This is a genomic window from Chondromyces crocatus, from assembly GCF_001189295.1.
Classification (GTDB): Bacteria; Myxococcota_A; Polyangia; order Polyangiales; family Polyangiaceae; genus Chondromyces; species Chondromyces crocatus.
The window spans coordinates 7577959-7600811 of record NZ_CP012159.1 but is presented as its reverse complement, the minus strand read 5'-3'; the positions used below and the strand labels follow the sequence as shown (position 1 = coordinate 7600811).

The window sequence follows — 22853 nt, the reverse complement described above, 5'->3', positions numbered from 1 at the left end:
TCCATCGGACGTGTGGCAGCCAGCCACCGGGAGGTTGACGATGCTCCGAGCGTTCCATGCAAAGTCTCTCATCTCCGTGTCCGCGCTGCTCGTCGTGCTCCTGGGGTGCAGCTCGGAGCACACGTCGACGACTTCTACGACGGGCGACCCTCCGGAAGGCGCCGGGGGCTTCGGCGGAAGTGGTGGCGGCGTGGGGGGCTCGGATGGGAGCGGTGGCGGCGTGGGGGGCTCGGATGGGAGCGGTGGCGGCGTGGGGGGCTCGGATGGGAGCGGTGGCGGCGCAGGGGGCTCTGGCGGGAGTGGTGGCGGCGCAGGGGGCTCTGGCGGGAGTGCATTGGCCTGCGACGAGCGTTGGACGGCGGCGTGTCCTTTGCCTGGTGGGGGGGCGACGCCGACGCTGCTGGTGCAAGGCATCCAGGGACCCAAAGATCTCCAGATCGCAGGGGATTTTCTCTACTGGAGCACCTATCCCATCGCGACCTTCAATCAGGGAACGGTGACCCGTATGCCCCTTCAGGGAGGGGCAGAGCAGGTGGTCGTGACGGGGGTCAACCCCGGCAAGCTGATGATCCGAGGGAGAAGAGTCTACTGGGTCGAGTTCGGCCGAACGATCCAGTGGCGCGACACCCTGAGTGGCGCGCAGGGAACCCTCTGGAGCACCTCGGATCTGACCGGGAAAGTCTCCGACATGATCGCCGACACGGCGACGGGGCGTTTCTACTGGACGTACGATGGGACATCAGGAGCCGCCGTGATGACTGCTCCTTTCGACGGAGGCGCAACAACGCGGCTGGCCTCGTTGCCCCGGGGAAGCTTTCACTACGACGAGTGGGTACGGAACATCGTGGTCGATTCGCAAGCCGTTTACTGGACCACGACCTCTGCCGTGATGCGCGCGAACCTCAATGGAAGCGGACTCACGGTGCTCGCATCGACGCCATGTCCAGAAGAGTTCAGCGAGGTGATCTCCGGGATCGCCGTCGACGAGAGCCACGTGTACTGGATCGACAGGAGCGGCCCTGGCGATGCCGTCCTTCGCATTCCGAAGCAGGGGGGAGAGACCGAGGTGATCTCGGACGCCTCGGTCAACGCACATCACCTCGTGCTTCGCGATGGTTTCGTCTTCACGAATGGGATGGAGAGTGGCATCGGGACGATGCTCATCATGAAGGGCCCCAAGGCGGGAGGTTGCCCGACCCAGGCGCTGGTGGCGCAACAGCACTCCCCCTTCGCGTTCGTGGTGGCGGATTCCAGCCTCTACTATCTGCATGGCCTCTTCGCGAATGGCAACGCGCCCGCTTCTCTGAGCGTCGTCCCGTTGTGAGGTGCGTTCGGGGGCGCGAGAGGCCTCGTCGTCACTGAATGGCGGCCTCGCCACGAGCTCCCCTGGCGCGGGCGGCCTCGCGCCAGGTGGCTTCGGGGACGCTCACGGCGAGGACGTCGATCCGCTCGTCCGGTGGTAGGCGCTCATCCATGAGGATCTGCCGGATCCGGGGGTGCTCGTCGAAGTCGGGTGCGATGACGAACTGCAGGGTGACGAAGAAGGTGATGGCTGGCTGGAAGGTCAAGCCGTGGCGCCGGGCGCGCGCGATGCCAGCCTCGGCCAGCGCGCGCAGCTCGCTTTCGGTGTAGCGGAAGACTGCCGCGTGGTGCGTCTGGCGCAGGTGGCGGCAGAGTCTGTCCAGGTAGGGCTGGATGCTGCGGTCCTGAGACGTCGCGATTCGTTCTGGCTGGATTCCCATGAACCCCTCGTTTTTCCGGCCGGTCCGAGGTTGCGGCAGGGGAGCCGCTGTCGGCCGTCGGCGGACACGCCGTGGTCCACGGAGACAGCTAGGGCTGCCATCCTCGGTTGGACAGCCCTCGGGTCGAAGAGAGTCGTCGAACCAGGGTAATCCCGCTTCCGGAAACCGCCATTCCGTGAGCGCTGGCCATCGTTGTGCGCTGGTCGGAATCCCGCGGGCCCCCGGCCGGGTCCGGGATACGTTCGGGCCGAGGGCACGATGCAACCTCCGTTCGCGGTTCCCTTGAGCCTCCCCGACCTCGCGGCCTTCTCAGGGGCTGAGCTGATCTTTTCGTCTTCGTACGGAGGAAGCGACGGTGCCACCGGGACGTCGGTGGTCGTCGATGTGCAGACCTGGCCGCCCCAGGTGGTCACCCATGCGCTGACGGGGCGCGTGTTCCACGCGGCGCGAAGCCGGCGTGGTCGCTGGTTGGTGCACGGGTACAGGGATCGGGACCCACGGTTCGACCCGGACCTGGAGAGCCCAGGGGACAGCGCCCCTCCACGGCACACGTACTTCCTCCGGATCTACGAGTCCGGGGCCGACACGCTCCCGTCCCTGGAGTGTCCGGAGCCGGTGCCGCCGCCGAATTGGGACGAGGCGCTGAGGCCGCTCGACGAGGTGACGCGCAGCTCCGAGCGGGCGCACGCCTACAACGTCGACGATGTCGCTTACGTCGGAGAGATGCCGGTCCTCTTGCCGCGGTTCTCCGGCATCGACGAGCGCCATCACCCTTACGTGCTGCGCGACGGTGCGTGGGTCGAGGAGCGGAGCGTCCCTCCCTACCGGCGGCCCGACGAGAGTGGCTCGGAGCGCTGTTCGATGCGCGTGATCCAGCTCGGGGATGGCTGTGATGTGCTGCTCTGGGATGGTCACGGTCTGGAGTGGGATGGCCGGCGCTTCGTGACGACCTTCGAGCCTCGCATGCGCGCTCCCTGGTGGCAGCGGTTCACGCCGGTCCCCGTGGACCAGGACGGGTTCTTCTTCCTGGACGAGCGCTCTGCGCTCGTGGAGGCGCGCCGCGGCAAGGCAGACCTCGTCCAGCACCTCGCCGGGATGTCGATCCAGACGATGGGTCCTGGCCCTCAGGGCACCCTCCTGCTCGAGCTCACGAGCGGTGGCATCATGCTCTACGACCCTGCCGACGACGCGCTGGTGAAGGTCCCCGCGAGGTGCTTGCCCCCGCGCAAGGGGACGAGCTTCCTTCGATGGAGCGACGCAGGGATCCTCGTCGTGGCGCGTGAGCTGCGCGGGTCCTTGGTGCTGTTCGGGGTGCCCGGTGAGGAGCTCACCGCGTTGCCACGCAAGCGCGTCAGCGCCAAGGCCCGCCGCCAGACGATCCATGTCCGGCCCGCCTGCGCCGCGCTGTCGGGGACACGCTCCGCCTCCCGAGCGCGGGTGTCCGCCGAGCTCACGGAGGGGATCTCGCTCATCGCCGACGACTGCGCTGTGCTCGCCCACGCGCAGGACGCGCCGCGGTGGCGGTGGAGTGGCGACGCCGAGGTGGTGGCGCTCGGCACGGGCGATGGGCGGGTGGCGGTGCTCGATGGGCGGGGGACGCTCTGCGAGCTGGACGGGCAGACCGGGAAGCTCGTTCCAGGCCGCGAGTCCCTCGTGACGGTGGGCCCCTCGGCACGCTCGCTCGCGGCCTCCTCGTCAGGTCTCTGGGCCGTGCTGGAAGAGGGAGGGGTCTGGCTGGTGGGGCTCCAGGAGCCGACCCGGCTTCCCTTCGAAGCGCCGCTCGCTGCCGCGTTCGACGGGGTGGGGCGTCGGCTTCTGGTGACCGGACAGCGTGGACGCGCCGCCCTCGTGTTCCCCGCGACGGGCGTGATGGAAGCGCTGCCTCCGTTGCCGGAGGAGGTGCACGCCGTGGCGTGGCTCGATGGGGATCGCTGGCTCGCGCTGGGGCAGCGAGGGGTGCTGGACTTCGATGCGGCGACCCACGCCTGGCGGCTGTTGCATCCTTGCCAGGCGGGCGATGGGCTGGTGCGTTCTCCCGATGGCACCTGCGTGGCCATGGTGTCGTCGAAGGGCAGCGAGGTCTTCCAGGTGGAGCCGTGGAAGAGCCTGTCGAGCGTCACCTACCCGGACACGTTCCAGCCGCCTCCGGGGGGGACGGTGGGGACACGGTTGAGGGTCCACGGGGCTGCGTTCCTCGACGAGGCCCAGCTCGTGGTGGGGCTGACCGGAGGCAACGGCAACCTCGTCCGCATCGGCACGAGCGCAGCACAATGCCTCGATCGGTTCCCGGGGATGCCCTGTGAGCGCTGGCTGTTCGTCTGCGCGGGGTCGATCCTGATTGCCAACGCCGTGCCAGGCGCCTGGACCGGCGACGACGGGCAAGCAGAGTAGCCCTCGACGGCGTCGAGCTTGCCGCCGAACTCGCTCCCCGTCGTCCGGTGGCGGGGTGCTGTCGGTGAGCTGCAAGGCGCTGTCAGTAAGTTGACCGAGGCCCTGGCCTCAGGCGAACGTCGGCGTGCGTGAAGGAGGACAGCGCTCCCGTGCGCGCGGTGCCGCGGAGCCAGGGCTGCTGGAGGCGCCCTGGTGGTTGGAGCGGGAGACCCACGCGAAGGCGATGAGCCCTTCACGGAGTGCTGGCTTCCATCGTTGCGGGGGGCGCTGGGGGGCAAGCTTTCACGTCCGCAAGCCGTCATGGCGGATCGGTGTTGATCCGATTTGTTAGTTGTTTAATTTCATGTGGTTAGCTTGATTCTCGGTAGTTGTTTCGAGGTTTTTGAACGGGAATCTGGCCCGCTGAACGTAGGGGCAGGGAGACGGCCGGTTCAATCCATTGAATGGAGCGACGCTCTCTGCCGGCGGTTCGTCGAAAAACCGAAGAAGATCCATCGACTTGAACTTGTGGATTCGCCCTGATCTGAGCGCTTGAGCGAGATGGTTCCCGCAGTGGTTGAAGTTATCGGGATCCGATCCAACTAGCGGTAATTGTTTGAATTTGGGCTCGATTCAGCGGTGCAAGGCGCCGCGGTGAGCCAGCTCGCGTCGCGGACCTGAGGGCGTGTGCGCTGTGCCGTCACGCACCGTGGCGGGGGGGCCTGCCGTGAGGTGGGGCAGGGGCAGAGGCAGCGTCCAGGCGTCGAACGGAGCAGATGCGTGGAGGCTCGGCCACCTGGAAGTGTGCGCTTCGGCGAGGCTCGAGGCGCTTCATCCTTGGCGATCTGGTTCGTCGATGCGTGAACGCTGGTGAAACGGAAGCCCCTGCATCCGAGGGGAGGGATGCCGTGTGGTAAGTTCAGGGATCGGCGGAAGCGGAAGACGGTGCTCGATGCGTTCGCGTGACTTCGGCAGGCTCGTGGCGTCCGGCTCCTGGAGGGGGCGTCGCTCGGGTCATCGGATGGGGCCGGGCTTCGCCGCCTCGGCCGCATGCGCTGAGCCGGCGTGAGCGCGCATCTGCTGCTCTTCCGGGTGCTGACGACGACGGCGGCGCGTGCCGCCGCGCCGAGCGCCGTACCGCTGTACCTCGGTCTCTTGCTGGTGCTCCCCGTGCTGTTCGGACCGAACGGCCTCCGCGCCGAGACCGTGACCCGCGCTGCGCAGGCTTCTCCGGCCCTGGCGCTGGGGTTGCTCTCCATGTGGCTGCTCCTCACGGCGCACGTGGCACGGGCGGTGGTGGAGCTGCCCGAGGCGCTCCTTCTGCGGGCGCTTCCGGTGCACCGAGGGGTCTTCCTGGGGATCACCGGGCTGCACCTGGCGGTGATCCACGCGCCCTGGGGCGTGCTGTGGGGCAGGGGCGAGGGGGGGCTCGCCGGGATGGGGGCGCTGGCCGTGGCCGTCGGTCTGCACGGCCTGCTCCTTGCGCGCTCTTCTCGGCTGACGGAGCTCGCTGCGGCCGTGGTGCTGGTGGTGGTCGCCGCGCTGCCGGGTGAGGCCTCGGCGCCGCTCGCCGCGCTCGTGGCACCCTTGGGTGTGATGGCTGCGTGGCGACGCGCACCCGAGCGGACGTCGAGCGCTCGAGGGGGGGGGCTCCCGCACTGGGCGCCGGCCGCGCTCGCGGTGGCGCTGCTCCGGGTGGCACGTCGGGCCGAGCCAGGGGTACTCCTGCGGGGCATGGTGCTCGCGCTGCTCGGCGGGCTCGTCACACCGTTCGCGATCCGGGGGCATGACGTGGAGGTGCCGGCAGAACGGTGCGCCCTGTCGCTGCAGATCGCGGGAGTGACCCTCGCGGTCGGGGGGGCCGGGATCGGTGCTGCCGTGCTGCGGGCGGAGCAAGCGCAGGCCTGGCTGCTCGACGCCCTCGGGGTTTCCGGTGGCCTGCGCACCCGCGGTGCGGCTGGAGCGTCGGGCGTCGGAGGCGCGCTGCTCGGATGGGCCCACGGCGGGCTGACGGCCTTCGGCCTCGGAGCGAGCCCTACGCTGGTCGTGAGGCTCGTGGTGGAGAGCACCCTCTGGGGGGCTTCGCTCGGCGTGATGGCAGTGTGGCACGCGCGGGAGGCGCTCGTCGCAGGACCGCGTCGGGATCGCGTGGGCTCGATCCGCGTCCTGCTGCTCTCAGGGCTCACGGTTTCCTTGGCTGGCTGGCTCGGAGAGGTGGCGATCGTGCCCATCGCCGGGCTGAGCATCGCCCTCGCCGCGCTCTCGGCGCGAAAGGCTGCGGTGCTTCCTCCGCCGCGCTGCGCGCGAAATTCAGGAGGCACGGCGCGATGAGCCTGCGCATCGAGGGGCTTCACAAACGTTTTGGCGGCCGTGAGGTGCTCCGGGGCGTGGAACTCGGCATCGAGCCGGGTGAGCGGGTGGCGCTCGTCGGCACCAATGGCGTGGGCAAATCGACGCTGCTCTCAGTGGTCGCCGGCCTCATCGAGCCCGAGGCCGGCACCGTGGTGCTGCACGGCACGTCGCTCCTGGGCCGAGACGCCCCCGCACGCGCAGGTCTCGGCTACCTGCCCGAGGCGGCCGCTGCCCCGCCGCACCTTTCCGTGCGCGAGCTGCTCGCGCTGGTCGCAGCGCTCAAGCGCGCCCCATCGCTCGAAGGAGCCGTGCTCGACCGCGTCGGAGCGCGTTCGACTCTCGATCTGCGCATGGGCAGCCTCTCGCTCGGCCAGCGGCGGCGCGCGTGCCTCGCGGCTGCCCTGGTTGGCGACCCCACGTTGCTCGTGCTCGATGAACCCACGAACGGACTCGATCCAGCTGGGCTGACCATGCTGATCGCGCTGCTGCGCGAGCGCGCTGCTCAGGGCGCCATGGTGCTCGTGGCGACGCACGATTTTTCCTTCGCTGATGCGATCGGCGCACGACACGTCCGTCTCGAAGAGGGCCGCGTCCAGGGCTGAAGACACCGCCGCGACGGGCCTGCTACAAGCGAAGCAAGGACCCGTGAAGTCTTGGAGGTCCCAATGAATCCGTGGCGTGAGATGCGCGGTATGCCGCGGGATCTCTGGATCTTGGCGGCTGCCATCCTGGTCAACCGGATCGGGAGCATGGCCGTACCGTTTCTGTCGCTGTACCTCATCCGTCATCTCGGTCATGACACGGCCGTCGCCGGCCTCATGCTGGGATCCTATGGCGCCGGCGCGTTGCTCGGCGCGACGGCGGCTGGACGGCTGTGCGATCGCATCGGTCCTGGCAGCATCCTGATCGGCTCGATGCTGGCGTCGGGTGGCTTGTTGCTCGCCTACCCGCTCCTCCGCACCATCACCGCGCTGGCGGTCGTGACGTTCGCGCTCGCTGCCACGGCCGAGGCATTCCGACCAGCCAGCCTGGTCGTGGTGACGGCGCTCGCCCCGCGCGACCGCCGCAAGCCGGCCTATGCCTTCGCACGCCTGGCAGCGAACCTCGGGATGAGCATCGGTCCCATCGTCGGCGGTGTGCTCTCCGAGCTGTGGTTCCCTTCCCTCTTCCTCGTCGAGGGCGCCACCAGCCTGCTCACGGCGCTGCTGGTCTTCGTGTCTCCCCTGCGGCACCGCAGCCGTGGCGTGCAGATGGACGACGTCCCTCCGAGTCTGGCGGGGGGACCTGCCTCTCGCGATCCGATCCTGCTCGCGCTGCTCGTCGGGGTGCTGCTCACGGGGATGATCTTCTTCCAGTTCGACTCGACATTGCCGCTCTATCTCGTGCGGCATCTCGAGATGCCCGGCTACTCGTTCGGCGCGCTGATCACGGTCAACACGCTGCTCATCGTCTTCCTCGAGCTCCCGCTCAACAGCGCCACGGCGCACTGGCGGCACGTGTGGGCCCTTGGCCTCGGGGCGACGCTGCTCGGCGGCGGTTTCGGCGCGCTGGCGCTGGCGGACGGGCCCTTCACGCTCGCCCTGAGCGTGGCGGTGTGGACCTTCGGTGAGATGATCCTCACGCCTGCCGCGACCGCCGCCATCGCCGAGCGGGCACCCGTGGGGCGCATGGGCGAGTACATGGGGCTGCACAGCACCACCACGGGGCTCTCGTTCATGCTCGGCCCCTCCGCTGGCCTGCTCGTGCTGAACCACTTCGGTCCTCAGGTGCTGTGGCCCTGCGCGCTGGCCGTCGGCGTGATGGCGGCCCTGATCTTCGGGACCGCGACCGCGAAGATTCCCAGGCAGACATCGCTGCAGGCAGACACCGTGGCGCTGGAGGCAGGGCCCGTCGAGCAGATGCCTCCCGAGGTGGTGCCCTCCGAGGATGCAGCCGCCCGAGGAGGGGCCGAGACGGGGCTCGTGGTGTCGCCAGAAGCGGCCGGAAGCTCACGCCTCGGCCCCTCCACCGACGTGGCGAGCCTGCGGCAGGCTCGGCAACCCGCGCCTTGCCCCTCCAGCGAGCCGGCCTATGATCCTCCCCCGTGCTTGGACCAGAACGGTACGGTGCGAGGTGGGCAACGAGGGTCCTTATCGTCGCCTCCCTCGGTGGATGCAGCCGGACGGGAGCGGAGCCCCAGGATGCAGCCGCCCCGGGGGACACGGCGGCCCACGCCGAGAGCCATGATGGCGAGCGTGTCCAGGGGGACGAGCCCGCTGCAAGGGAGAAGCCTGCTGGCGGCGAGGAGGCGCTCCAGCGGGCCGAACCTCCCGCGCAGGATGACGAGGAGGCGACTCCGTCGGCGGAAGCGCGGCGGGTGATGCTGCGGCGCCTCGCGGACGACGTGAGGTTGCTGCGTCACAAAGAGACGCTGACCACTCAGTACGGCGACAAACCCCCGTGGCCGCTGGAGGTGCAGACGGTGAAGCTCCCGGCAGGGAGAGAGGCGCTGCTGATCCTCGGACCTCCGGAGGCACGCGAGCCGCTGGTGCTGGTGCTCGAGGCGGATGGCGGGCGCGCCTGGACCAAGGAGATGCCCCTCGTGGGCGTGTTCCCCGGCGTGCACGAGATGGCAATCCTGAGCGCGGCCGAGGGCGGGGTGGCCCTCGCGTTCTGCGATCCGGAGGGAAAGCTCGCGGCGCTGCGGCACTGGGACGCCGACGGTGGGATCGTGGCTGACTACGAGGTCGTCGACGCAGGTGGATGCGCTGCGCTCTCGGCCGCGCACTGGCCTGGTCACGGGATGGTGTTGGCCGTCGCTGGCGAAGAAGGGGCCCGGACGCAGATCATCGATCGTCAGGGCGGGCGGGCCTGGGGGCGAGCCGGGGTGTTCCTGCCCTGGCAGTCGATGACGGGAGCGCCCGTGAGCATCGCGCCAGACGGAGATGGGCTCGTGCTGCTCCAGGTCGGGGCGCTGCACGGGACCAGCTCGTCGGTGCTCCTGGCGATGCGCTACGACGGGCGCGGGAGCGCTGCCTGGGGGGCGCCCCACCGGGTCGGCCCGGCGCCTGCGCAGAAGGCCGCTCGCGTGGTGGCGACGTCCGCTGGCGGAGGTGTCGTGCGCGTGCAGACCGGAGGTCGCTCGGTCGTGATTTCGGCTGATGGGAACGTGAGTCCCCTGGCCCGGTAGTCGACACGTGCCCTGACGAGCGCACGGTCACCGACGCCCTCACGTTGTCTCTTTCGAGGTGTCGTCACCTCAAGCTCGTGGGCGTCGTTCCTCGGCGAGCAGCATCTGGACCGTGTAGGGGACCGAGGCGACCCCCGCGAGCTCTGCCAGCGCATATGCGATGTGCTCACGGCTTGCTTGCGGAGGGATGCCGACGATGGCGCAGCTCGCACCTTCACGGCGCAGATCGCTCCATTGTTCGATGCGAATCGAGGCCACGGCTTTGTAGACGGCCACGGTCAGTCGCTTGGGCCGCAGCCGATCGAGCGCGCGCATGGCAAAAGCGATCCGATCGAAATCCTCGGGGTCGCGGTACTCGATGCGGTGTTGAGGATCGACCTGCTCGTAGCGACTGTCGCGCGGGCGCACCTGCGGAGTGTACCCCGGCCAGGCGACAGGTCACGTGTCGCTTCTGGAGCGACGTGTTCAGTCTGGTGGGCCGGCGAGACGCGACGTCGATGGGGAGCAGAAGTGAAATCTTCGGGGCACGCAGGAGCTGCGTTCGATGCTCGGGCACGGTGCCAGTGAGCGGAAGATTGAAGGGGGTGGGCACCTTCGGGTGATCTATTTACTCGTAGCCGAGTTCCTGCAGCCGTTGCTTGAGCCAGATGTAAAGGCCCAGGCCAGGAGCGAACGCCACCGCTGTGAGCAGCCAGCCGAACGACGTCAATTTTCTGTCCGCGGGCCGGACGAAGTGACGCCCGATGCCCGTCGTGCCATCTCCTGGCGCCCCGGTGACGACCAGCAGCAATCCGAAGAGGAGAAACGCTGGCGCGACGAACAGCGCTTTGCCCGATGTCCTGATGGAAGCTGTTCCCATCTCGGCTTCACGGAGGACGTCGAAGAGGCCCATCTTGAGGAACCAGACGCCAATCCCGGTGAGCAGGAGCCCGCCCCCTCTGGCCTTCTGGGCGTCCGACAGGGAGTCGAGCATGCGACGCTCCCTGACACGTTACGAGGGCGAGCGGCGAGGGCGAGCGGGGCAGGGGACGGTCATGTCGAGGAGACGACGGACCCGATCACCGGGGTGACGACCTCGGGGCAGCAGAGACATCACCGCCGGAGAGGGGGATCTCCGAGAGGGATCGCTTCGGCGCTGCTGCTGCGAACGCGCTGTGCGAGGCGGTGGCGACGAGACAGGCGACGCCGCACGCGAGGGCAGCCGCGGACAGTCCCAAGGATCCGAGGAGTGCTTGCCCTGCGCGCGCCGGATCGCCACGAACCACCTCCATGATGCGGTCATGCTCGCGGTAAATCCCGGCGGACGGCATCACCGAAGCCGCGGCCTCGTGGCCGAGACCGAGGTCGAGCTGACGTCGTGCCCATGAGAGGCTCGGGTCATTGGGCGCGCAGGTACGCATGTCGCGCAGCTTGCCTGCCGCCCGGTGGGCCCGGATGACGCCGACGCCATTCGAGAGGAGCAGGACGCCGATGACGACGACCGAGGTCACGCCGAGCCAGCGAGAAACACCGAGCTCGGGTCGACCCATCCCGGGGATGAAGGTCCAGTCCGGGAGTGCCGCCAGCGTCCCCATGGCCACGGCTGCCGAGACGGCGAGCCAGACGGCGCGCCTGTCCGCGCCATGCACCAGTGAACCAGGGCGCGCTCTGTCCAGACGTCGCGCTGCCATCAAGATCGCCGCGAACCCTGGCAAAAACGCGACCCCACACCAGAACCCGCTGGCCGCGCCTTCCCCCAGACCGTACCGCGACCAGGTCATCACGCCGACGAACCCACCAGCAAGCATGCCCGCGAGAAGGACGCTCGCCGTGGCCACGACCGTCGCCCTCCACCCTGGCCAGCGGGTGACCGGCTGAAGCAAGAGGCCGAGGAGCGACGAGGCCAGGGCCGCGATGGCCACGAGGGAGGGGCGGAGCCCCGCATCCATGTGTTCGAGGGCGCCGACCCGGAAGAAGTCCGCGGCCATCCATCCGCCAGCGACACCGAGCACGGTGAAGGGAAGGACGAGGTGGAAGCGCGGCCCGGGAACATGAGGAGAGAATCCGGAGAGGAGCGCCGCCGCGGACGAGGGGTCAGCAGATGAGGGCGTGAAGGTCGTCAGCGACGGCAAAGCAGGGGACACCGGAGCGTCCAGGGAGGCTTGAGCGTGGGTGGATGGCTGCATGGTCGGCTCCTGGCCAGAGGGAACCATCGTCGAGGCGGCTGCCAGGCGCGGTCCGCGCCGAGGCGTCCTGCGCCGGACAGGCCTTCCTTGGAACTGGAGGGGTCGGCGAAGTTCCCGTGTTCCGAGGGCGCCTGAAGAAAAGCCGCGAGGGGATCGACTTTTCCGCTGCGGTCACCTCAGGAGCGGGCTCCGGAGCGACCTCACGTCCTGTGGTGGCGAGGAGGGGGGCGTGGGAAGCGGGAACACGTGATCGTTTCGGTTCTCTCTTCAAGGTCTTGCGTTGCTGCGCGGTGGCGGCTAGGTTCCGCCGCGTCCGGCCCGTCCCCATCGTCTAGCCCGGCCCAGGACCCAGCCCTTTCAAGGCTGTTACGCGGGTTCGAATCCCGCTGGGGACGCCCATATCTCTTCGTAGCTTTTGCGAAGTCGACCGCAGAAGAGAGCTTCTTCGGTCAGAATTTCGGGGCAGATCGCTCTGGAACGAGAAGCGTGAGGACGTAGCGGAGGCGTTCCACCTCTCCGCGTCACGCGTGTCGTCGCTCTGTGAGCCACATGGACTCGCGCCCGGCGCGATTCATGATGCGCCGGGCGTCTCTCCGCGGATGATCATCCAGGTGCTGCCCGTCGTGTCGGGGAGCGTGCCAGGTGTTCTGCTCGCGGTCGCGCTGGCGAACAGCTCGGCAGTCCACGCTCGGTACAAAACTCGGGAGCGACGCGGCGCCGATGGTACGCCTCCGCCTCGTCCTGGGTCCCTTCGCTCCGGTCGATCGAACGACGCGCGTGGGGAACTCGACGCATGAGGCATTCGGCGCGCGAGGTCGGCATTCTCGTCGCAGAGGGGCCAGTCCGGCCGGAGCGGTCCAGTCCGGCCGATACAGCTCGGTACCGTTCACGTCGGTGCGACTCTCTCCCCCGGCGGACTGCGGTCTGGACAGCCGACACGGGGCCGGGACCGTGAAGGCTCCTGAATCCTCCTCCTGATTCGCACATGCACCTCGACGAAGCGCCAAGCAGGTGAGGCGGGGGAGGGGAAACGCCCGGGCCTGGGTGCGCAAGCCTCGAAACACTCGGCCGCGCGGCGCAAGTGCAGCGAGATCCCTGGAGAATCCTCCGTTCGAGATCCTGAACTGCAGAGGTTGCATTCGCAGATCCAAGAACAAAGTGATCGAGCGGGGAACTATTTTGTTGCTCTGCGCATCTGAAGCAGGGTAATCAATCGGGCACTGCATTATGACCTGCTATTGGAACGAGCCAATGACCGCCTCAGCCTTCCGTTTGGAAGGTTCGGCCGTCATTTGCCCGGTCATCAGCAAGCCTGGTGCGCCCGAAGCCAGCATGCCTGAGCATCTTCGTCGGTTCGAGGCGAAAGATCTCGGGAATCTGGGGAAGGGCTCCTAGAGGCGGCGGAATCCAGCGTCTGAACGACGTTTGAAAGGCCGCCTCGGGTAACCAGGCGGCCTTCGGCGTTTCTGGCCTTCGGTTCTCTCCTCCACCTGGCGACGGGTGACAGGGGTAAACCAGGGATCAGAGACCGGAGGTCGAGTGCTCCTACGGGGGAGCGCGGCGATTCAACCAGGCATTCGCCAAGGTGGGATCGTCGCAATGGGAGAGGTGTGCGCCTGAACGGCGTGCGCTGACAGGGGAGAGGTGTGTCTTGCGGCCGCGGGGTCGCAGTCGATGTTCACAGGGAGGAACTCCAGCGAGGATTCCCTCTCGAGAGCCGTAGCCTCACCGCCATTGCGGTGAACAGGGCATGGTGTGCCCTTTGGATTCGTAGCTCAATGGTAGAGCAGCCGCCTTTTAAGCGGCAGTGTGGAGGTTCGAGCCCTCCCGGATCCACCGGAGAACGAGGTGTGTATGAAGAGGGAAGGGTGAATCCAGACAGTCTCGACCCAGGTTCGTCCAGTCGGTCAGGGCTGCTTCCTTTCGAGGTTGCAGAAGCAGGTTCGAGTCCTGCCCCGAGGCCGAGCGGCTCTCCCAAAAGTGACCTCCCAGAGGTCCACTTGCCGGGAAAGTTGTATCATTCAATCGGAAACTAGCTGTAAAAACGATTGAAGATGAGACTGGCGAATGAAAATTGAGATTGACTCTGGTGGCGAATGGAGTAAATGGATTGGGCAGAAGACGATGATGAACGTCCTGAAAGACAGCCGCGGCGATGTTCGCGGAGACAATCGCCAGACACGGCGCGGGTTGCCCTCGGGGCAGCCTGTGGTGCGGTGCGCCGGCGCCCCCGAAGGGGCCAAGGCGGACTGCACTCGTGGCGGTGGGTTTCGTCTATCCGGCGGGCATCGGTTCAGCATGCTCCCGGAGCAGAAGAGGGTACCTCTGACGGCATAGGCCGACATCCATTCACGGATGTTGGTGGAGGCCGCCCGGGGAAGACCCGAGGCGGCCTCTGTCGTTTCAGGCTCACGTCCTGGATCGCGGAGCACTCGGGCAATCATGGACACCGTGGGTGTCGAGGCGCAATCGCGCGGCCGTGGGCCGGGTGTGTTGTGCCGCGGAGGCGCGCCGCCTCCCACCCGCCCTTGCCCCGCACCTCGCGGGCGTCCCCTGGCTTGTTTCTCACAAGCAAGGCGGAGATGGCTCTCCGCGACTGGATCCGTGGCTCAATGGTCAGAGCAACCGCCTCTTAAGCGGAAGTGTGGAGGTTCGAGTCCTCCCGGATCCACCCTGCCGGGATCGTCTAATCTGTCGATTGGCGGTCTCTGAAGCCTTCGGGGCAGGTTCGAGCGCTGCTCCCGGTACCGACCTCCCTCCCATCGAGAGAGGCTGCGCACGGCATCGTGCGTCTGCGTCCAGGAGTTGTTGATTGAAACGATAAATGAGTTCGACGATTGAAAATAAAATGGTTGACTTCTGAATCGGGTGAGGTAAATAGAATGGAGAGGTGACGACGGTGGATACGCGAGGCGACAGTCGGCAGCGCCGACAGAGGTGGAGCGAGCTGTTCTTCGTGCAGCTCGACGCCTGTCATACCGATGCTCTCTCTCGAGAGACGGTGAGCGGTGCCTGCGCAGGCATCGAGGGGCGCTTCGACCCTCGTCGGTCCATGTTGCAGTCGGGTTTGTATCTGAGCCCGATCGAGAGAATGAGAAACCCCCGAACGGCATAGGCGGGCGTCCTTCTGGATGTCTGCGGAGGCCGCCCGGGGAAGACCCGAGGCGGCCTCTGTCGTTTCAGGCTTGCGCCTGAGGCACGGAACCCCTCGAACGAGGAATCCGGTCCGCGAGTTCGTCAGGCCCTGAATTCCTTCAGGTCCCTGGCCGTCGCTTCCCGCCAGTCATGGCAGGAGGGGCATTTGCGGCAGGTCCTTGGTGGGTCGCTCCCTTGGGAGACGGGGGAGTGACCAACGGGAACGTAGGGGGCCGGAAGGCACCTGAATGGTACGCAGTACGTGGATGCTGAGCACTGGTGAGCTCAAGCGGCTGTAACCCGCCCGCTTCGGCTGTGGAGGTTCGAATCCTCCCGTCCACACCGGCCTGCCTCTGGTGGGCCATCGCGGAGACTCGTCTCCGCCCTGATCTCTGACAACCCGATCTCACGCGAATTGAGTGGGGCGCACCATGCGCCCCCCTCGTTTCAACGTAGCTCAATGGCAGAGCGACCGCCTGTTAAGCGGAAGGTTGGGGGTTCGACTCCCCCCGTTGAAGCCGAGAGCCTGTCCTGGTCAGGCTCTGCGCCCTCGTAGCTCAATGGTCAGAGCTCCTACCCCGTAAGTAGGTGATCCCGGTTCGATTCCGGGAGAGGGCTCCGTTCCAGGCCCGTTCATCCAGCGGTCAGGATGCCGGTCTTTCAAGTCGGCAACGGGGGTTCGACTCCCCCACGGGTCACTCTGTGTGTGCATGGGTCGTGAGCAAGTCTGGTGATTGCGCGGGGGTGAAAATCCCGTCAACCTGGTTCGATCCCAGGGCGACCCACTGTGTGTGTGATTGGTTCTGTGGGCGTTACTCATCTGGTGAAGAGGGCAGGTTGTGACCCTGCGAAGGCGGGTTCGATTCCCGTACGTCCACCCGGACGGGTCGTGAGGCCTCGGTTATCCTTTGGGTGGCTAATCCCGAGGCCATGCATTCATCCGTCCCAATCTCGCCTCGCCCATCCGGGCGGGCCGGAGGTGTCATCATGGCCAACTATCTTCAGCATTTCGCTTCGCTCTTCACTCGCCAGCGGGAGAAGGCCCTGCCCGAGCAGGTCCAGAACAGCGCCGGTGGCTTCGTCTTTGCGCTCGATGACTGGTCGCGACTCGACCGCTGGCTCATCCTCGGCGCCGACGGCGGCACCTACTACGCCTCCGAGCAGGCCCTCACCGTCGACAACGCCCGCGCCGTCCAGGCATGCCTCGCGTCCGACGGCGCGCGCACCGTGAAGCGGCTCGTCGAGATCAGCACCTCCGGCCGCGCGCCCAAGAACGAGCCCGCGCTCTTCGCCCTCGCCATGGCGGCCGGCGACGCGCAGCTCGAGACGCGCAAGGCCGCGCTGCAGGCCCTCCCGCTCGTCTGCCGTACCGGCACCGACCTCTTCCACTTCGCCCGCGCGGTGGAGGGGTTCCGCCGGTGGGGCCGCGGCCTCCGTAACGCGGTTGCCGGCTGGTACCTCGACAAGCCTGCCGAGGCCCTCGCTTACCAGGCCATCAAGTACCAGCAGCGTGACGGCTGGAGCCACCGCGACCTGCTGCGCCTGTCGCACCCGGTGGCCCGCACGCCCGAGCAGGCTGCGCTCTTCCGCTGGATCACCCAGGGCCTGGACGGCATGGCCAAGGAGACGGCGAAGGGAGGGGCGCTGAGCCCCGCTTCGCTGCCGGAGCTCGTGCGCGGCTTCGAGGCGCTCCGCGCGTCCACGAACCGCAAGCAGGTGCTGGCCCTCATCCGGCAGCACCGCTTCACCCACGAGATGCTCCTCACCGAGTGGAAGAACGACCCCGAGGTCTGGGCGGCGCTCCTCGAGCACATGCCTCAGACCGCACTCGTCCGGAACCTCGGCAAGATGACCGCCGTCGGCCTCCTCGTCCCGGGCAGCGACGCGGCCCGCAAGGTCGCGCAGCAGCTCGTCGACAAGGACCGGCTCCGCAAGGCGCGCGTCCATCCGGTGGCGCTGCTCTCGGCCCTCAAGGTCTACGAGCAGGGCCACGGTGAGCGGGCGCAGAAGCGCGCCAACGCCCTCTCCTGGACCCCGGCCCGGGAGATCGTCGACGCGCTGAACGAGGCCTTCTACCTGGCGTTCCAGGCCATGGAGCCCACGGGGAAGAAGCACCTCCTCGCCCTCGACGTGTCCGGGTCCATGACCTGCGGCACCATCGCCGGCGTCCCGGGCCTCACCCCACGGGTCGCGAGCGCCGCCATGGCCATGGCCACGGCGCGCCTCGAGCCGGCCTTCACCGCGGTGGGCTTCGCCTCGGGTCAGGGCCTGTCGGCCCCGTTCTCTTCGAAGGGCGTCGAGGGGCTCCGGCCTCTCGGCATCTCGCCGAAGCAGCGGCTCGACGACGTGCTCAAGGCCGTGGACGGCCTGCCGTTCGGCGGCACCGACTGCGCCCTGCCGATGATCTGGGCGCAGAAGAACAAGATCGAGGTCGACACCTTCGTCGTCTACACGGACAACGAGACCTGGGCGGGCAACGTGCACCCGTTCCAGGCTCTCCGCGACTACCGGCAGGCGATGGGCCGCCCCGCGCGGCTGATCGTGGTGGGTATGACGGCGACGCGATTCACCATCGCCGACCCGTCCGACCCCGGCATGCTCGACGTGGTGGGCTTCGACGCCGCTGCCCCCCGGGTGATGGCCGACTTCTCCCGGGCCGACACGTCGGCACCGGCAGGGCCGGCTACCAACTAGGCCGGCAGGGCCGGCTGCCAAATCAGGGGCCTCTGCCCCCTACGCTCCCGGCCGGCAGGGCCGGCTGCCGAATCAGGGGGCTCTGCCCCCTACGCTCCCGATGGTCGCTACCCCGTGAGGTGTGGTCGGCAGGAGGGGGCGGGGTGCTGGCCAGGTCGGCCGTCAGCGAGGGCTTCGGTTCTCGAGTTCCCGAAGGTTTCTGCTCCGTGAGGCGCAGCCAATCCAAGGGAGCCTTCTGGCAGCCACGTCGAGACGTCCAGGGACTGCTCTCCTGTCGGGGGAGAGCGGTCTCCGGGAGGAGTGTGGTTCGTGCGAGGGACCCGGAGACGGGGCTCTCCTTCTGCGGGGTATTGCCACATCTGGGTGGCGTTGCTTCCGTTCTTCTCCCCTTGCCCGCCCGCGGGCCGACGAGGAACGGTTATCTTGGTTCGACTCCAATACTCCGCTCTCTGCCCCCGATCCGATCGGAGAGGGGCCGGTTTCCTAAACCGGTACGGGTGGGTTCGACTCCCTCCGGGGGCTCCGGAGCTTTTCAATCCTCCATCTGCCGCAGTGCGCCCGTTCCGGGCCGATGGTGAATGGTTACCGAAAGCTCCGACCATGCCGCTGTAGCTCAACTGGCAGAGCGACAGTCGCCGTCTTCGCATCCTTGCCCGGTCGCGGGCCGAAAGAGGACGGTTAACGCCACGCTGTAACCGTGGAGGCGCGGGTTCGAGTCCCGCCGGCGGCGCTCTTTTGCCCTCCTATGCATCTGGTGAAGCAGCCTGACGGTCGATCAGGTGAGGGGAGTTCGACAGGTGAGTAGAGTTCGAGCCTCCTCGGGGGGCGCTCACGTCTGGGGAGTAGAGTCATGGTGACCGCGGAGCCTCCAAAACTCCTGCGAGAGGGTTCGATTCCTTCACCCCCCGCCAGGTTCGGCACGCGCCGGACCGACACGCCGCTGTAGCTCAGTCTGGTAGAGCACCTGAACCCGTCTTCGAACAAATCGCCCGATCCGGGCCGGATGAGGACGGTTATCGTTTCCCACGAGGTGGTCGCGGGTTCGACTCCCGCCGGTGGCTCCAATGTCTTTGTTTGCCCTCGTATGCATCTGGTGAAGCAGCCTGATTGTCGATCAGGTGAGGGGAGTTCGATCCTCCTCGGGGGCGCCGCGGGCCGGAGTGTCTGGGTTACCATTTAACGGTTGGCTGCCCCATGGGTGGCTTGCGGGTTCAGTCCCGCGCATCCCAGGTACAACCTTCGTCCGCGTTTCGGGGTGATGGTTCAACGGGAGAACGCTGCCATCGCAAGGCAGAGATCGGGGTTCGATTCCCCGCCACTCCACCAGTCGGGCCGTAGTCCGTGGGTTATCAACTGCACCTTGACCCTCCCATGGACATCTTTTGCCCGTCTCACGCCGCTGTAGCTCGAGGGGTAGAGCAACAGACCGTCTTCTCCTCCATGCCCGGTCACGGGCCGATCGAGGACGGTTACCATCGAGGAGTTGGTGAGATGCGGGTTCGAATCCCGCCGGCGGCACCCACGTCTGTGTTCTGTTTGCCCTCGTATGCATCTGGTGAAGCAGCCTGATTGTCGATCAGGTGAGGGGAGTTCGATCCTCCTCGGGGGCGCCGCGGGCCGAAGGGCATGGGTTATCACCGGCACCAGTCACAATCTCTGCCGGTGTAGCTCAATGGTAGAGCGCTGCCCCTCATCGGGGCAGAGGTTGCGGGTTCGAGTCCCGTCTTCATACCCAGGCTCGACTCTCGTCCGCGTTTCGGGGTGATGGTTCAACGGGAGAACGCTGCTCTTGCACAGCAGAGATCGGGGTTCGATTCCCCGCCACTCCACCAGTCGGGCCGTGGTCCGTGGGTTATCAACTGAAACCAGATCCTCCCACGGACATCCCTTGCCTGACTCATGCCGCTATAGCTCAACGGGTAGAGCAACAGCCCGTCTTCACATCTTTGCCCGGTCACGGGCCGAACGAGGACGGTTACCACCCTTCATACCGGTGAAGATGCGGGTTCGAGTCCCGCCAGCGGCACTCACGTCTGTGTTCTGTTTGCCCTCGTATGCATCTGGTGAAGCAGCCTGATTGTCGATCAGGTGAGGGGAGTTCGATCCTCCTCGGGGGCGCTGCGGGCCGGAAGGTCTGGGTTACTGGCGGTAAGTGCCGCCCCTTGGTGGGCGGAGTCGCGGGTTCGAATCCCGCACGCGGGGTCACACCCGCTCTCCCAGACCCTTATCTCGTCCGCATTCTCGGGGTGATGGTTCAATGGAAGAACGCTGCTCTTGCACAGCAGACATCGGGGTTCGACTCCCCGTCACTCCACTGGTCGGGCCGGAGCTCGTGGGTTATCAGCCCTTAACTGAACCCATCCCACGAGCATTGCTCGCCCGTCCTTCATGGGATCGTAGCTCAGCTGGGAGAGCGTCTGACTGGCAGTCAGAAGGTCGCCGGTTCGATTCCGGCCGGTTCCACCGTGTCTCGATGACACGACGTATGCCCCCATCTTGCTAGATGGCCCAGGCAGCCGGACCCTCAATCCGGAAACGCGGGTTCGAATCCCGCTGGGGGCACTGTGCGGTGGTAGCTCAATGGCAGAGTGCGAGCGTGCCAAGCTCGCGACGGGAGTTCGATTCTCCTCCACCGCTCTCCTGTGCGTGTGCGTGATGCTGCTCAGGCCCAGATAGCGGGGCACCTGTTTGGTACACAGGAGATGGCGAGTGCAATTCTCGCGTGCAGCTCTTGCGGGCATCGTCCAAGGGTAGGACCACGGTCTTCCACACCGTATGTGCGGGTTCGAATCCCGCTGCCCGCTCCGATCTCCACGAGGTCGTCGCCCCGCGAGGGGAGGCGACCGATTGAGCCGGATCTCTGGCGAGGAACGCGGTCTGCAAAACCGCGGTTCCGGGTCCGATTCCCGGCCGGCTCTCTCCTCTCCCTGTCCTGGTGGATCAGGCATCGGTCAGCGAAGCCGATTGGCGAGGTTCGACTCCTCGCAGGGAGACTGACTGATTCGAAGTTTGCCCCTGTTCTGGCGGTACCAGACGCAAGCGTCCGAAGCTTGCCGCTCCAGGTTCGACTCCTGGCAGGGGCGCCGCGGTGACCCATGGTCTGGGCGGTGGTCCTCATGAGGCTGTCCGAGAGGGTTCGACTCCCTCCACCGCGTTTCGCAGTTTTTCTGGGTGTGGCTCAACCTGGCAGAGCACCGGCCTTGGGCGCCGGGGATTGGGGGTTCGAATCCCTCCACCCAGACCGAGAGGAATGCAGTGACATCTGGGTGTGGCTCAACCTGGTCAGAGCGCCGGTTCGGGGAACCGGAGATTGGGGGTTCGAATCCCTCCACCCAGACCGAGAGGAATGCAGTGACATCTGGGTGTGGCTCAATCTGGTAGAGCACCGGCGTCGGGAGCCGGGGACTGGGGGTTCGAATCCCTCCACCCAGACCGAGAGTACGTCAGGAAATCTCGATGGTTTCGTCTGGTACTCTCCCGCGGGGTGAGCGAGCTGGTGAACGCACCGGTCTCACACACCGAGCCAGCAGGGTTCGATCCCCTGACCCCGCACGCTCTGTCCACGTGGCGAAACTGGCAAACGCAGCGGTCTCAGACACCGTGCCTCCGGGCAATGAGGGTTCGATTCCCTCCGTGGACACCCTGTCGCCGTGACGAAAATGGCAAACGTACCAGGCTGAGAACCTGGGCCCGCAAGGGCACTGTGGGTTCGATTCCCACCGGCGACACAAGGACTGTGTACCTCCAGGGTATGCAGCACGGGGTAGGACGATCCGGTCGATCTAGGCTCTCTGATACAGAGCCTGTGCCGTGTTCAACTCACGGATACCCCACCGCGTACCAGGGGATCTCTGGTGCGCGTAGGACATGCGGGGCTCGCTCTCTGGGAGAGTGCCGGTTCGACAGGCCGGTCGAGGTGGGTTCGATTCCCACGCCCCGTACCGAATGCCCGAGGCTCGGGTGACGTAACTGGCAAACGTGGCCGGCTCAAACCCGGTCGATTGAGGGTTCGAATCCCTCTCCGAGCACCGGATTTACCTTCGGAGAAGACCATGAAGAAGAGGAGATGAGAGGTGGATCATGACCGCGCTGACCCTGATGCTGACACCCTGGATGGTTCCCCATCAGATCATTCCCTGGCAGGACGCCGTGACCTTGAGCTTTCTGGGCAAGGTCGAGGTGCTCGAGACGTATGACGACGAGATTCGCTCTCCTTCGCTGACGATCCGGGCGCCGGCGGTGGTTCGCCTCAAGCGGACCCCGGGGCACATCAAGCGCGGCGTGAAGTTCTCGCGCCGGAACGTGTTCGTGAGGGACGACTTCCGCTGCCAGTACTGCGGCACGCAGAAGTCCGCACACGAGCTCAACTACGACCACGTGATCCCGCGCGTACAGGGCGGGAAGACGGTATGGGAGAACATCGTGACCTCTTGCTATCCCTGCAATGGCAAGAAGCGCGGTCGCACCCCGGAGCAGGCGAGCATGAAGCTGCTCCGTCACCCTGTGAAGCCCAAGTGGCTCCCGCAGGTGCCCGTGGTGCAGCTCGGCCAGCGTCGCATCCCCGAGGTCTGGTCCGGCTACTGCGGCGACGTCACGGCAGCCTGAGGCAGTCCAGTCCCGCTCCCTCCTGTGCCCTGGGTGCAGGGGAGAGCGGGCGGCCTGCATCGAGTTCGCGACCGCCCGGCGATGCCCGGGTGTGTGGAGCGCATCCCGGGTGTGGACCCGGCGCCGCCTTGAAAGCGGAGGGCACCGCGAGGTGCGGGGTTCGACTCCTCTGGGCTCCACCGCGCGTGAGATCGGGTTTTTTGGAAGCCGAACCGGTCTGGGACCGGGCCTGCCTCGAAAGCAGTGCGCACCTCCAGAAGGGGTGTGGGGATCGAGACCTCCGACTTCCGCCTCATCCTGGAAGCTAGAATCGGCAGCGGTGCCGAGCCCGGTTGCTACCCGGTGCGTGCCTCTCGGCATGGTGTTCGACTCACCCAGCTTCCGCCCCATCCCTCACGCCTCACGCGCAGCATTCTCCGCAACTGTCGCCGGAACTGGTTCCGTCGACCCGCGCGGGGTCGCCCCAGCCTCCTCGCGCGAAGGCTCGATTTTTCCGTGGTCTACCAGCAGCGCATGTCGATCCCCACAGGTGTCGGAAGCTGCGCTTCCTCTGGATGAGGGGAGCATACCTGGTGATACCGTGGCTCGATCACGATCGGCGCATACGCGCCTGACGCTCAC

The 22853-nt window shown here is 66.9% G+C and carries 12 protein-coding genes and 34 tRNA genes; 42 read left to right on the top strand and 4 right to left on the bottom strand.

Translation table 11 applies throughout. The annotated features are described in order from the left end of the window. Nucleotides 1-40 precede the first annotated feature (40 nt). Complete coding sequence (locus CMC5_RS27230; RefSeq protein WP_050433142.1) at nucleotides 41-1324, top strand: hypothetical protein; 1284 nt, start codon at nucleotides 41-43, stop codon at nucleotides 1322-1324. 31 nt (nucleotides 1325-1355) lie between these two features. Here CMC5_RS27230 and CMC5_RS27225 read toward each other — a convergent pair whose 3' ends face one another. Next, complete coding sequence (locus CMC5_RS27225; RefSeq protein WP_050433141.1) at nucleotides 1356-1742, bottom strand: hypothetical protein; 387 nt, start codon at nucleotides 1740-1742, stop codon at nucleotides 1356-1358. A gap of 258 nt (nucleotides 1743-2000) precedes the next feature. Here CMC5_RS27225 and CMC5_RS27220 point away from each other — a divergent pair, with 258 nt between their 5' ends. The 5 genes from CMC5_RS27220 (at nucleotide 2001) to CMC5_RS27200 (ending at nucleotide 9633) form a co-directional block, all read left to right on the top strand. Beyond that, nucleotides 2001-4133 (top strand): hypothetical protein, encoded by a 2133-nt coding sequence (locus CMC5_RS27220; RefSeq protein WP_050433140.1) that lies wholly within the window; start codon nucleotides 2001-2003, stop codon nucleotides 4131-4133. A gap of 1044 nt (nucleotides 4134-5177) precedes the next feature. Continuing rightward, on the top strand, nucleotides 5178-6443 hold the full coding sequence (locus CMC5_RS27215) for a hypothetical protein (RefSeq protein ID WP_050433139.1): 1266 nt from the start codon (nucleotides 5178-5180) through the stop codon (nucleotides 6441-6443). Beyond that, the gene (locus CMC5_RS27210; protein WP_050433138.1) at nucleotides 6440-7066 is read left to right on the top strand and encodes an ABC transporter ATP-binding protein; all 627 of its coding nucleotides are present in this window, start codon (nucleotides 6440-6442) and stop codon (nucleotides 7064-7066) included. The genes CMC5_RS27215 and CMC5_RS27210 overlap by 4 nt, the downstream gene beginning before the upstream one ends. A gap of 63 nt (nucleotides 7067-7129) precedes the next feature. Next, entirely contained in the window at nucleotides 7130-8824 is a 1695-nt protein-coding gene (locus CMC5_RS27205; RefSeq protein WP_082362834.1) for an MFS transporter, read from the top strand. Further along, nucleotides 8821-9633 (top strand): hypothetical protein, encoded by an 813-nt coding sequence (locus CMC5_RS27200; RefSeq protein ID WP_156338894.1) that lies wholly within the window; start codon nucleotides 8821-8823, stop codon nucleotides 9631-9633. Before CMC5_RS27205 ends, CMC5_RS27200 begins: the two co-directional genes overlap by 4 nt. Nucleotides 9634-9702: 69 nt before the next feature. Here CMC5_RS27200 and CMC5_RS27195 read toward each other — a convergent pair whose 3' ends face one another. The 3 genes from CMC5_RS27195 to CMC5_RS27185 form a co-directional block, all read right to left on the bottom strand. Beyond that, nucleotides 9703-10041 carry a hypothetical protein gene (locus tag CMC5_RS27195; RefSeq protein WP_050433135.1) on the bottom strand — a complete coding sequence of 113 codons (339 nt, stop codon included), beginning with the start codon at nucleotides 10039-10041 and terminating at the stop codon, nucleotides 9703-9705. A gap of 199 nt (nucleotides 10042-10240) precedes the next feature. Then, complete coding sequence (locus CMC5_RS27190; RefSeq protein WP_050433134.1) at nucleotides 10241-10606, bottom strand: hypothetical protein; 366 nt, start codon at nucleotides 10604-10606, stop codon at nucleotides 10241-10243. A gap of 85 nt (nucleotides 10607-10691) precedes the next feature. After that, on the bottom strand, nucleotides 10692-11798 hold the full coding sequence (locus CMC5_RS27185) for a hypothetical protein (protein WP_050433133.1): 1107 nt from the start codon (nucleotides 11796-11798) through the stop codon (nucleotides 10692-10694). Between the two features lie 320 nt (nucleotides 11799-12118). Between CMC5_RS27185 and CMC5_RS27180 the strand changes: the two genes are divergently transcribed. From CMC5_RS27180 to CMC5_RS27040, 36 genes are all read left to right on the top strand, one after another. Continuing rightward, nucleotides 12119-12193, top strand: a tRNA-Glu gene (locus CMC5_RS27180). Nucleotides 12194-13562: 1369 nt separating this feature from the next. Beyond that, nucleotides 13563-13634: transfer RNA gene (locus CMC5_RS27170), tRNA-Lys, on the top strand. Between the two features lie 762 nt (nucleotides 13635-14396). Beyond that, a tRNA-Lys gene (locus tag CMC5_RS27165) sits at nucleotides 14397-14469 on the top strand. 726 nt (nucleotides 14470-15195) lie between these two features. Beyond that, nucleotides 15196-15275, top strand: a tRNA-Tyr gene (locus tag CMC5_RS27155). Between the two features lie 104 nt (nucleotides 15276-15379). Beyond that, nucleotides 15380-15451 (top strand) — tRNA-Asn (locus CMC5_RS27150). Nucleotides 15452-15479: 28 nt separating this feature from the next. After that, nucleotides 15480-15551, top strand: a tRNA-Thr gene (locus CMC5_RS27145). A gap of 8 nt (nucleotides 15552-15559) precedes the next feature. Continuing rightward, nucleotides 15560-15631: transfer RNA gene (locus CMC5_RS27140), tRNA-Glu, on the top strand. Between the two features lie 108 nt (nucleotides 15632-15739). After that, nucleotides 15740-15811, top strand: a tRNA-His gene (locus tag CMC5_RS27135). A 109-nt stretch (nucleotides 15812-15920) separates the two neighbouring features. Then, on the top strand, nucleotides 15921-17627 hold the full coding sequence (locus CMC5_RS27130; protein ID WP_050433130.1) for a TROVE domain-containing protein: 1707 nt from the start codon (nucleotides 15921-15923) through the stop codon (nucleotides 17625-17627). Nucleotides 17628-18078: 451 nt separating this feature from the next. Next, a tRNA-Arg gene (locus CMC5_RS45020) sits at nucleotides 18079-18149 on the top strand. Nucleotides 18150-18229: 80 nt separating this feature from the next. After that, nucleotides 18230-18357, top strand: a tRNA-Tyr gene (locus CMC5_RS45015). A gap of 206 nt (nucleotides 18358-18563) precedes the next feature. Continuing rightward, nucleotides 18564-18691: transfer RNA gene (locus tag CMC5_RS45010), tRNA-Arg, on the top strand. Nucleotides 18692-18703: 12 nt separating this feature from the next. Beyond that, nucleotides 18704-18775, top strand: a tRNA-Asp gene (locus CMC5_RS27125). A gap of 104 nt (nucleotides 18776-18879) precedes the next feature. Further along, nucleotides 18880-18953: transfer RNA gene (locus CMC5_RS27120), tRNA-Ala, on the top strand. A 69-nt stretch (nucleotides 18954-19022) separates the two neighbouring features. Further along, a tRNA-OTHER gene (locus tag CMC5_RS45005) sits at nucleotides 19023-19145 on the top strand. 20 nt (nucleotides 19146-19165) lie between these two features. Beyond that, nucleotides 19166-19237 (top strand) — tRNA-Asp (locus tag CMC5_RS27115). A gap of 53 nt (nucleotides 19238-19290) precedes the next feature. Continuing rightward, nucleotides 19291-19362, top strand: a tRNA-Met gene (locus tag CMC5_RS45000). 23 nt (nucleotides 19363-19385) lie between these two features. Beyond that, nucleotides 19386-19459, top strand: a tRNA-Ala gene (locus CMC5_RS27110). A 69-nt stretch (nucleotides 19460-19528) separates the two neighbouring features. Further along, nucleotides 19529-19653: transfer RNA gene (locus CMC5_RS44995), tRNA-OTHER, on the top strand. Between the two features lie 20 nt (nucleotides 19654-19673). Beyond that, nucleotides 19674-19745, top strand: a tRNA-Asp gene (locus CMC5_RS27105). 125 nt (nucleotides 19746-19870) lie between these two features. Next, nucleotides 19871-19941, top strand: a tRNA-Ala gene (locus CMC5_RS27100). A 76-nt stretch (nucleotides 19942-20017) separates the two neighbouring features. Beyond that, nucleotides 20018-20090, top strand: a tRNA-Ala gene (locus CMC5_RS27095). Between the two features lie 24 nt (nucleotides 20091-20114). Continuing rightward, nucleotides 20115-20189 (top strand) — tRNA-Glu (locus CMC5_RS27090). A gap of 4 nt (nucleotides 20190-20193) precedes the next feature. Next, a tRNA-Gly gene (locus CMC5_RS27085) sits at nucleotides 20194-20264 on the top strand. Nucleotides 20265-20284: 20 nt separating this feature from the next. Further along, nucleotides 20285-20357 (top strand) — tRNA-Thr (locus CMC5_RS44990). Nucleotides 20358-20360: 3 nt separating this feature from the next. Beyond that, nucleotides 20361-20431, top strand: a tRNA-Gly gene (locus CMC5_RS27080). 207 nt (nucleotides 20432-20638) lie between these two features. Then, nucleotides 20639-20710: transfer RNA gene (locus tag CMC5_RS44985), tRNA-Arg, on the top strand. A gap of 84 nt (nucleotides 20711-20794) precedes the next feature. Next, nucleotides 20795-20868: transfer RNA gene (locus tag CMC5_RS27075), tRNA-Pro, on the top strand. 21 nt (nucleotides 20869-20889) lie between these two features. After that, nucleotides 20890-20964, top strand: a tRNA-Pro gene (locus CMC5_RS27070). A 21-nt stretch (nucleotides 20965-20985) separates the two neighbouring features. Beyond that, nucleotides 20986-21059, top strand: a tRNA-Pro gene (locus tag CMC5_RS27065). 47 nt (nucleotides 21060-21106) lie between these two features. Next, nucleotides 21107-21179: transfer RNA gene (locus CMC5_RS27060), tRNA-Val, on the top strand. Between the two features lie 6 nt (nucleotides 21180-21185). Continuing rightward, a tRNA-Leu gene (locus CMC5_RS27055) sits at nucleotides 21186-21267 on the top strand. 4 nt (nucleotides 21268-21271) lie between these two features. Next, nucleotides 21272-21355: transfer RNA gene (locus CMC5_RS27050), tRNA-Leu, on the top strand. 141 nt (nucleotides 21356-21496) lie between these two features. Further along, nucleotides 21497-21568 (top strand) — tRNA-Val (locus CMC5_RS44980). A 13-nt stretch (nucleotides 21569-21581) separates the two neighbouring features. Further along, nucleotides 21582-21655 (top strand) — tRNA-Leu (locus CMC5_RS27045). Nucleotides 21656-21707: 52 nt separating this feature from the next. Then, entirely contained in the window at nucleotides 21708-22232 is a 525-nt protein-coding gene (locus CMC5_RS27040; protein WP_050433129.1) for an HNH endonuclease, read from the top strand. Nucleotides 22233-22853: the final 621 nt, after the last annotated feature.